The following is a 9,444-nucleotide window of genomic DNA, read 5'->3' on the forward strand; positions in this document are numbered from 1 at the left end:
GGTACTTGTGTGGCTTGCTGCTCTCGCTGTTGTCGGGCAAACCTTGCACCCGCGGTACGTCGAGCACAGCGCTGCCCTGGCCGGTGGCGTTGCCGACATTGACCTGGGTGGTCTGCTCGCTGAGGTTCAGCGATGGATGAGCGGCCAATGCCAGTTCGCGGTTCTGGACCGACACCGGGTCGTTTTCGTCGAATTGCAGCTCGGTGGCTTGCCGCACGGGCATGCCGTCCGAACGTTGGGTGGTAGCGCCGGACGCCGAACCAAGGGTCCGCGGTGGGCCGGTGACGATCGCTGGGTCTGTGGCGTTTTTGCCGCTCAGCCGGAACAGACCGTTATCGCCTGTCGGCAGGCTGAAACCGGGCAGCGCCAGGGGGTTGACCTGTTGTTGGGCCAGGTCCGGGGGCAACTGACTGTTGAGGTTGATGACGGTGGTCGTACCGGTGCCGGTCGCTCCGGTGCCCGTGTTGCGCGACGTTCCGGAAATGCCCGGGCTGTAGGCCCTTTCAACACCGTTGCTGATCTTGTTGGTGGCATTGATGGTGACGTTGCCGGCGGCCTGGATGATTGCCGATGCGAAGCCCGAAGGGTCTGAGGTGATTATCTGTTCACTGAAGACTGCGTTTTTTATGAAGTCGGGGGCGTCGGTTCTGATGCCCGTGGAATACAGAGATTCGTCAAATTTGACGGCGTATTGCTGTTTGTACAGACCCAGCAAGACAGGACCGAAACGCTGGTACCAGTTCTCCGCCTCTCCCTTCGCCCCATAACGCACGACTTGGGTTTGGACTCTCGACTCCACTTCACTGGCATTCCAGAAACGCAGATCCTGCTGATAACCCGCATCGTTGTACCTGTTGTACTCGACGATCTCGCCCCACTGATCAATGGATTGACCTCCCGTAACGTACTTACGAGAAACATAATCTCCCGTCGCAGTGCCAGAGTTCTCGAAATTCGCCACGTTGACGTTGATATTTCCGGACGCCGCTACCGACGAATTCGAATTCAGGAAGGAACCGCCGGACACATCAAGATTGCTTCCCGACGTGATTGATGCGGCTTTGGAACTCTCTCCCTCCAGAATTTTGACTCGGAATTTCTGCTCCCAAACCAGATGGGAAGCAATTGGATGCGGATTCAAATCAGCCCAGTTGGAAGGCAGCTCATCACACTCGTAGCAACGAATACCGATGTCCGCCGAGTACATCTCGGCAACGGTCTTGAACTGGTCCCTGCGGTTGACAATCGAATCGGCGCGAATCGAGAAGTTGCCAGCGCTCTCCATCGTCCCGGAAAGATTCTCCACCGACGCCGAGCGATTCCCCGCGTCGTCCCGCGCAATGTCGATACCGCCCAAGCTGTAAACATCAGCATTCCTGTTGCTGAAACTGCCCACCCGCAGGTTCATGTTGCCGCCACTGAACAGAAAGCCGCCCTGATCGTTCAGCAGTGAAGAGGCCGTGAGGTTCAACCCCGTCCCACCGGCAAGCGTGCCGTAATTGTTAACCGCGCCGGCGTTCACATTCAGATGATTGGCCGCGGTGAGGCGCCCGTAGTTGTTCAACACCGACAATCCACCGCGGCCGCCCACGGTCGTGTTGCCACCGCCGGCAATGCTCGCCGCACTGTTGAGATTGAAGGTGGATGCGTCGACCTGCATGTCGCCGAGGCTGGTCAGGCGGCCGTTACCGCCGTAGTGACCGCTCAGTTGCACATCCAGGCTGCCGTCACTGGCAATCAGCCCATCGTTGTTCCAGTTCACACCGCGCCCGACGAACTGATTGGAGGCGAGCAACTGACCGCTGGCGGTCTGATTGAAGTTGTTGACGTTGACCGTGAGGCGGCCGGCCTGGATCACGCTGCTGTTGGTCCAGCTGTTGGCGTTCAGGTTGAGGTCACCGCGCGTGACCAACGCACCGCCAGCATTCATCACGTTGGCGGTCGAGATGTCGAACAGGCCGGTGCAGACATGGGTCACGGAACCGCCAGCGTTGAGCAGGCCCGGCGTCGCAAGCGACAGTTGCTGGTTGGCGGTCTCCAGCAGTCCATTGCGGTTATCGAATTGACTGCCGATCTGGAAGTCGGTTTTGCCGCTGGTGCCCAGTGCTCGTAGTTTGCCGCCCTGATTGTCGAGGTTGGCGGCACGCATGGTAAGGCTGTCGGCACTTTCGATCAGGCCGCTGCGGTTGGACAAATTGCCGTCGAGCCCCAGGTCGATTCCGTTGCCGCTGACTTGCCCGCCGTCGTTGAGCATCGCACCGCCGGTGACTTTCACCAGCCCCTTGGCGTAGATCCCGCCATTGCGGTTGTCGATAGTGCCGCTTGCGGCATCGAGCAGAATGTTGCCGGTGTTGGCGGCGATACGGCCGCCGTCGCTGTAGAGGCCGCCCAACGCGCGCAAGTCGAGGCGACTGCCTTCGAGTTTGCCGCCCTGGCCGTTTTTCAACACACCCGTCAGGCGTGTCTGCAGCAGTCCTTTGAGGCTCGACAGCACGCCTGCGCGGCTGTCGAGACTGGCAGCGGTAAGGTTGAGATCACCCGTCTGTGCGATGATCTTGCCGCCCTGGTTGTCGATCGCACCGCTGCCCGCATCCACGGTCAGGGCACCGTAACTCTGCACCGCGCCGCTGGCGTTGTTCAGGGCCGCCGCCGTGATGCTCACACCGGCGTCGCGACTGGAAATCAAACCGTCGGCGTTGTTCTGAACGTTGCCGGCGACGACGAGATCCAGTTGCCCGTTGGCCGCGAGAGTTCCGCGCTGGCTGTTGTTCAAATCACCGGAAGTCAGCAGGCTCAACAGGGTCTGGCTGATCAACTGACCACCCTGGTTGTCGATGCTGCCGGAGCGTTTGACCACCAGCGCCCCGCTGCTGCCCAGCACGCCATGGGTGTTGGTCAGGGCCCCGAGCAAATCGAGGGTGACGCTGCCGTCACCGACAAGACGGCCACTGCTGTTGTTCAGTTGCGTACCGCTGACGCTCAGGGCTTTGCCGGCAGTGACGCTGCCGGACGTGTTGTCCAGCGTTGATGCATGGATATCCAGGGTGTCGCTGCTGACAATCAAACCACCGTCTGCGTTGGTGATCGCGCCCCCGACGATCGTCAACGTCTGCTTCGCACCGCTGGTGACGATACCGCTGCTGTTATCGAGGCTGGCCGCCGCGATGGTCAACGCCCCCTTGCCGGCCAACCCACCTTTGGTGTGGTTGATCAAGGCGCCGCTCAGGTCGATGTTCAAGTTGCCGAGCAGGCTGGAAAGCGTGCCTTCCTGACTGTTGTCAAGGGTGCCGCCGGACACGGTCAACCCGTTCCAGCCAGAGACCAGACCGCCCTGGTTTTTCAACTCGGCCGCAGTGAGGCTCAGTTGATCGTTGCTGATCAGGTTGCCACCGCGGTTGTCCAGGGTATTGCCCGTCAGGCTGAAACTGTTGACGCTGGAAACTTCGCCCTGTTGGTTATCGAGGTCGCGCAGATGAGCGAAGCTGAGCACGCCCTTGGTATTGATCAAGCCTTTCTGGTTGTTGAGATCCCCTGTGCCCAGATCGAGGCGGATGCCCAAACCAGCCAGCAGGGTTCCCCCCTGGTTGTTCAACCCGTAGCTGTTGAGCGTCAATTGCTGGGCAGCCTTGATGATGCCTTCGGCCTGATTGCTGAGCAAACCATCAACGGTTACACCGAGATCACTGTCGCTGAGCAAGACACCCGCACGGTTATCCAGACTCGATGCGCGAATCTGCAACGCCGCGGCGGCGATCTTTCCTTTGATCGACGTCAGTGCATCGTCGATTTTCAGCGTGAGCGTCTGGTTGCTGAGCAACTGCCCGCCGCTGTTATCCAGCGTTACCGCAGTGAGGTCGAAGGCCTGATCGCTGGAGATCTCACCGTTGCGGTTGTCGACCTGCGCAAGGTTCTTCAACAGCAAACTCGGCGCGTTGATGAAACCGTCCTGGTTGTTCAAGGCCCCACCGTTCAGGTCCAGGCTCAAGCTGCCGTTGCTGAACAGCTTGCCGCCCTGCTGGTCGAGACCGCTGACGCTGGCCATCAATGCGGCACCTGCCCCCAGGCTGCCGGCGGTATTGGTCACGACGCCCGCGTTCAAATTCAGCTGACTGGCGGAGTAGATACTGGCCTGACTGTTATTGAGTGTGCCGGTGGTGATGCTCAGGTTGCCTTTGCTGCTGAGGATGCCCTTTTGCCGGTTATCCAGTTCGGCACTGTCGAGGGTGAGCGTCGCATCCGTCAGCAGTTTGCCACCCTGGTTGTTGACGCCGCCCAGCATGTTGATCTTCAGCGCGCCGGCGCTGGAGATAACGCCACCGTTGTTGCTCAGGCTTTCGCCGCTGATGGCCAGCGCACCTTCGCTCGCGAGGCTGCCCTGATCGTTGTTCAGCACAGAGGAAAGATTGATCGTCAGAGCGTTTTGCGTGGTCAGGCGACCGCTGTTTTCCAGGGCTTTCCCGGTCAGTGTCAGCCCGCTATCGCCAGACAGCAGGCCCTTGTTGCGGTTGATCACCCGGTCCACCGTCAACGCAAGGTTGCCGCCGGCCAGGATGTAACCGCCGTCACTGTTGTCGAGGTAGGCGCCGATCAGGGTCACATCGGCCACGCTCGACAACTCACCGTTGCGGTTATCCAGATCGTCGACGGTCAGTTTCAGCGCTTTTGTCGCCGCTACCAGCCCCTCCCCACGGTTATCCAGACGCGCAGCCTTGACGGTCAGGTCATTGGCAGCGATGACAATACCCGCCTGGTTGTCGAAAACATCGGTGACAGAGAGATCCACATCGCCCCGACCACGAATATCACCACCGTTGTTGTTGAGGCTGGCGCTACGAATTTGCAGGCCTGCCGCCGCAATCTGGCCTTTGACGTTGCTCAGTGACCGATCGATGGCCAGGGTGAGCTTTTCATTGCTGAGCAGCTTGCCGCCATCGTTGATCACGCTTTGCGCGTTGATGTTCCAGGCCTTGCCTGCGGACATTTCACCCGCACTGTTGTCGACCTGGTTGAGGTTCTTCAACATCAACTGGCCCGGCGTATGAATATTGCCACGCTGGTTGTTCAGCAGGCCGTGGTTCATGTCCAGGGTCAGGTCGGCGTTGCTGAACAGCTCCCCGCCATCCTGAATCAGGGAGGTGACGGACAGGTCAAGCTGCTGCTGGCTGCCGATTTGCCCGGCGGCGTTATCGAGGTGCCCGGCCGTGACAGCCAGGGTGCCATCGGTCAGCACACTGCCGCCGCGGCTGTTATTGAACTCGCCGGTGGTCAATGTGGAGTCGGTTTTGGCACTGATGACGCCGTTGTCGCTGTTGTCGAGGTGGCCGCTTTGGAGCGTCAGGCCTTTCTGCGAAACAATCAGCCCGCCCTGGTTCAAGGCTGAGCCGACGGAAGTCAGCGCCATCGCCTGCAGGCTCGACAGTTTGCCCAACCGATTGTCCAGGCTCCCGACGTCAAGCGTCAGATGGCCTTCGCTGCTGATCAGGCCTTGTTGGTTGTTCACAGTGGCATCGTGAGCCAGGGTCAGGTTGCCCTGACTGACGATCCGGCCACCGACATTGCTCAAGCCGATGCCGGCAAGCGTGGCCGCGCCCTTGCTGAACATCAGGCCGGCGGCGTCGTTGATGATTTGCTCTACGCTCACGCCCAGCGTGGTGTCCGCCAACACCTTGCCACCGCGATTGTCCAGGCGTGCACCCTGGATGTGCAGGTCCAGTTGGCTGGACAGCGAGCCGCCACGGTTATCGATCGTGTCGACGTCCATCGTCAGCGTCTTGAGTGACGCGACCAGACCATCCTGCCGGTTATCCAAGGCCTTGCCAGTCAGCTTCAGATTGCCCTCGGCAACCAGCTCACCGCCCTGCTGATTCAGGGTGTCGATGTTCGCGTCAATGTCGCCCTTGCCGGAAATGCGTCCGCCGGCGTTGGCAACCTCGTCGGCCTTGAGGGTCATCAGCCCTGCCGCCGTCAGCAAGCCGCCGCTGCTGTTATCGAGACTCTTCGCGTTGAGGCTCAGTGTGTTTCGGCTCAGAACGCGGCCTTTATTGCGGTTGTCCAGCGTCCCGGTGGTGATCGCGGTGTTTTGCCCACTGAGTGTGCCGCCCTGATTGCTCAGGCTTTGCGCGGCGTTGGCGCCGAGGTTGCGACTGGCAACGACGCTGCCGGTGTTCTTGAGATGCTGTGCGTTCAAGCTGACATCGCCGCTGGCATTGCGGCTGTTATCGGCATTGACCCCGGCCTCGATGATGCCGCTGTTGGTCAGCAGGCCACCGGCACTCAGGGTGATGTTGTCGCGGGCGGCGAGGGTTTGCTGGTTGGTCAGGTTGCCTTGGGTCTGAACATTGACGGTGCTGCCGGCGTAGACCGGCCCCTGTGTTTCCAGGCTTGCGGCTTTGACATTGACCGCACCGGCTGCGGACGTCCGGGCCAGGGTCAGTTGACCGCTCGAATCGATCTGGATATCGCCACCGCTGGCCGCCAGGTTACCGGCGAGCTTGACCCCTACGCCTGCCTCGGTGCCCACCAGTTTGATCGCCCCGGCGTACATGCCACCCAGCGCCGAGGAATCGATGGCCAATTGCGGTTTGGCGCTGCCGTCTTCGGCACGCGGCGTGGCGTTGAGGCTCTGTGCATTGACGTCGTTGCGCCCGGCGACGATGGTCAGGTTCTTTGCCTGAATCTCGGCGTTGATCTTCGCGCTGCGGGTGATGATTTCGAAGCTGTCGACGTTGGTCGCATTCAATCCGGCGCCGTCGATGGAGACGCTGCCCTGGTCGACTTGATAACGATCCAGGCGGCCGCTGCCATCGAGCACCGGTTTACCAGTGGTCAAGGTCACTCGCGGCGTGTTGATGAATCCGCAGCCGTTGCAACTGATGCCATAGGGGTTGGCGACGATGACCCGCGCCGATTGCCCCGCCACTTCGGTGTAGCCGCGTAACTGGCTCGGGCTTCCCCCGACGACTTCGTTGAGGATGGTTTGCGCCGCGACCCCATTGGTCATGTTGGGGTTGCCGACGATGATGCCGCCCAGTTGCGTTCCACCGGTTTGCGCGGCGATGTTGTTGAGGATCACGCCCTGATTGCCGACGTTGTAATCGACGAACTGGTTATGGGACAGACCGCTGCCATTGGGAGCGGCGATGTTGACGATCGGCACACCGTTCCCTGCCTGCCCAAGGCTGGTCCCTGGATTCGCCACGACAATGCCGTCGGCCTGCGCCCAAACCGGTTGCCAGAACATCACGTTGGCCAACAGGAAGGCCAGTCCACGCTTGGGCATCCCGCAAAAGCGTTCGCGGGTGTTCACCACGGCAGAGGGCTGGGCGGCGAGGAAAGTGAAGTGGCGGGCGTCCATGTCTCGACCTCGAAAAGCGGCAGTTAAAGGAAAAAGTCCAGGCGAAAATAGATCGGCGCTTCACGTTCGGGCAGAGCGTCCGGGCGTTCCAGCGAATGGGCGAACGTCACGCTGGCGGCCATGTGCTGACCCCGGGCAAACAGCTCCAGGGCATTGCTCGACATGCGCCCGTGCTGCTCGTCGTTGTAGCGATTACCGCGAATCACGCCCTGGTCGTAACCGATGCCGGTGCCGTATTCGGCGAACAGCGGGCGCAGCCATGGGAGCGACACCGGGCGCGTCCAGCGCAGGTCGTTGCGCCAATAGCCGCCGCTGTCGCCAGACAGGGATTGATCTTTGTAACCACGGATCGACGACTGACCACCCAGGCTGATGCGTTGCGGGCTGAACAGCACATCTTCGCTGCGCTGGCCGGTCATCAGGCTGGTGAAGCTGAAGGATTGGTCAAACAGCTTGAACGGCAACAGGTAGCTGGCCGTGGCGGTGTATTTGCGGTAGCGCGCGTCTGGCTGACCGGGGCCGGAAAGGTCGTTGTCCTGAGCATCGAACGCACCGATGCCCTGCTGCACACCGATGTCGAGGTTGACGAACGCGCTGCCGATTCGTCGGCCATGATTGACGCCATACTGCATTTCGCTGATGCGGTTGCTGCTCCACTTGAGCTTGCTGCCTCCGATGGAGTTGTTGGTGCGCAGGGTGGACAGGCCGGCATTGAGCGAGGTCTTGCTCACGGCATCGCGATGGATCACACGCTCGGCGCGCAACTGATGGTTTTCGCTGTCGCCGGTCTGCTTGAAGTTGTAGCCGTTGGCGGCGATCTGCGAGCGGTACTCGCTCTGGCTGTAGGTGTAACTGAAGTTCCACCAGCCCCATGGCAGGTTGTAGTAGAGCATTGCGTTGTTGGAGGTGTGCTGGTGATCGCTCATCGCATCGTGACCGCCACGCAACATCAACTGATCGGCCAGGCCCAGGGGGTTGTCCCAATCAAAGGTGGTGCCCCACTGTTGCTCGCCGGTGCTGCGCTGGCCGTCGTTATTGCGCGACAGCCCGACACGCCAGGGCTTTTGCGGGGTATTGGTCACCAGCACTTCGCTACCGCCGACGTTCTCGCCGGGGGCCAGCTCCATTTTGGCCTGGTTGGAGGGCAGGCGATTGAGCTGATCGACCAGTTGCTCGATCTCGCGCAGGTTGACCAGGTCACCGCTCTTTCCGGGAAACGCCATCGACAGTTCGCGCTCGGACAATTGGCTGTCCGGTGCGCCTCTCAAGCCTTCAAGATGCCCCTCGACCACCAGCACCTTCAAATGACCGCCGGACAGATCCTGCTGTGGCAGGTAGGCGCGGCTGGTGACCAGGCCTTTCTCGATGTAGCGGTCGGTGATGACCTTGAGCAGTTCATTGAGCTGGGTAACCCCCAGGCATTGGCCAATGTAAGGCTTGATCAACTGGTTTTTCTCAACGTCCGAAAGGCTGTCGGCACCGTTGATTTCAATGTCTTTGATGGGGAAGCAACGGGAATCCGCAGGGGCTGAGGGAAGCGAAGGCTGGGCCGGCTTGCCGGGTAAATCCTTGAGCTCCTCCAGACGCCGACGCTGCTCTTGCAGCAGGCGACCCTGGCGTTCGCGGATCAGGTCGGTTTCACCCGGAGTGGGCGCAGCATGGGCGAAATTCAGCGAAGAAAGGCACAGCAAAGCCAGGCACAACCTCGCCACGAGGGCGGGTGAGTACATATTCGATCCCTCGAACTGGAGAATGATGGCAAAAGAGTGGCGCGATGCTAGATAGCCATCATTCTGACGTCAATAAAAAATCTGTTTCAGAAACTCGTAATCCGATTGGCGGCATCGATTCATTGCGCCGCCATGAATACGGTAAGTGAGGGACAACGACGGGAAAATCGGACGATTCCCAAGCCAAGGCAAGAACCGTCCAGAAAGGATGGCGGAAGATTCCCCGTTATCCGCACGCCAATAAACAAAGCTGTTTAGACGCATGCAGTTCGGGGATCCTGGTTTCAAGGCAAATGGATCAGGCCTCAGTCGGCCGCCGCACCACCCTCACCCGCCCACTGCCACCACCCCCACAGAAAA

General features: G+C 60.5%; 2 protein-coding genes. Both read right to left on the reverse strand.

From position 1 onward, the window contains the following. Positions 1-7,354 (reverse strand): filamentous hemagglutinin N-terminal domain-containing protein (locus B0W55_RS27270; protein ID WP_139340989.1); only part of this gene is annotated, 7,354 nt, incomplete at its 3' end. A 23-nt stretch (positions 7,355-7,377) separates the two neighbouring features. Further along, positions 7,378-9,084: a ShlB/FhaC/HecB family hemolysin secretion/activation protein gene (locus B0W55_RS27275; protein ID WP_077049011.1), complete on the reverse strand. Its 1,707-nt coding sequence runs from the start codon at positions 9,082-9,084 to the stop codon at positions 7,378-7,380. Between the last annotated feature and the right edge of the window lie 360 nt (positions 9,085-9,444).

It is taken from the genome of Pseudomonas sp. KK4 (assembly GCF_001984065.1).
Taxonomy (GTDB): Bacteria; Pseudomonadota; Gammaproteobacteria; order Pseudomonadales; family Pseudomonadaceae; genus Aquipseudomonas.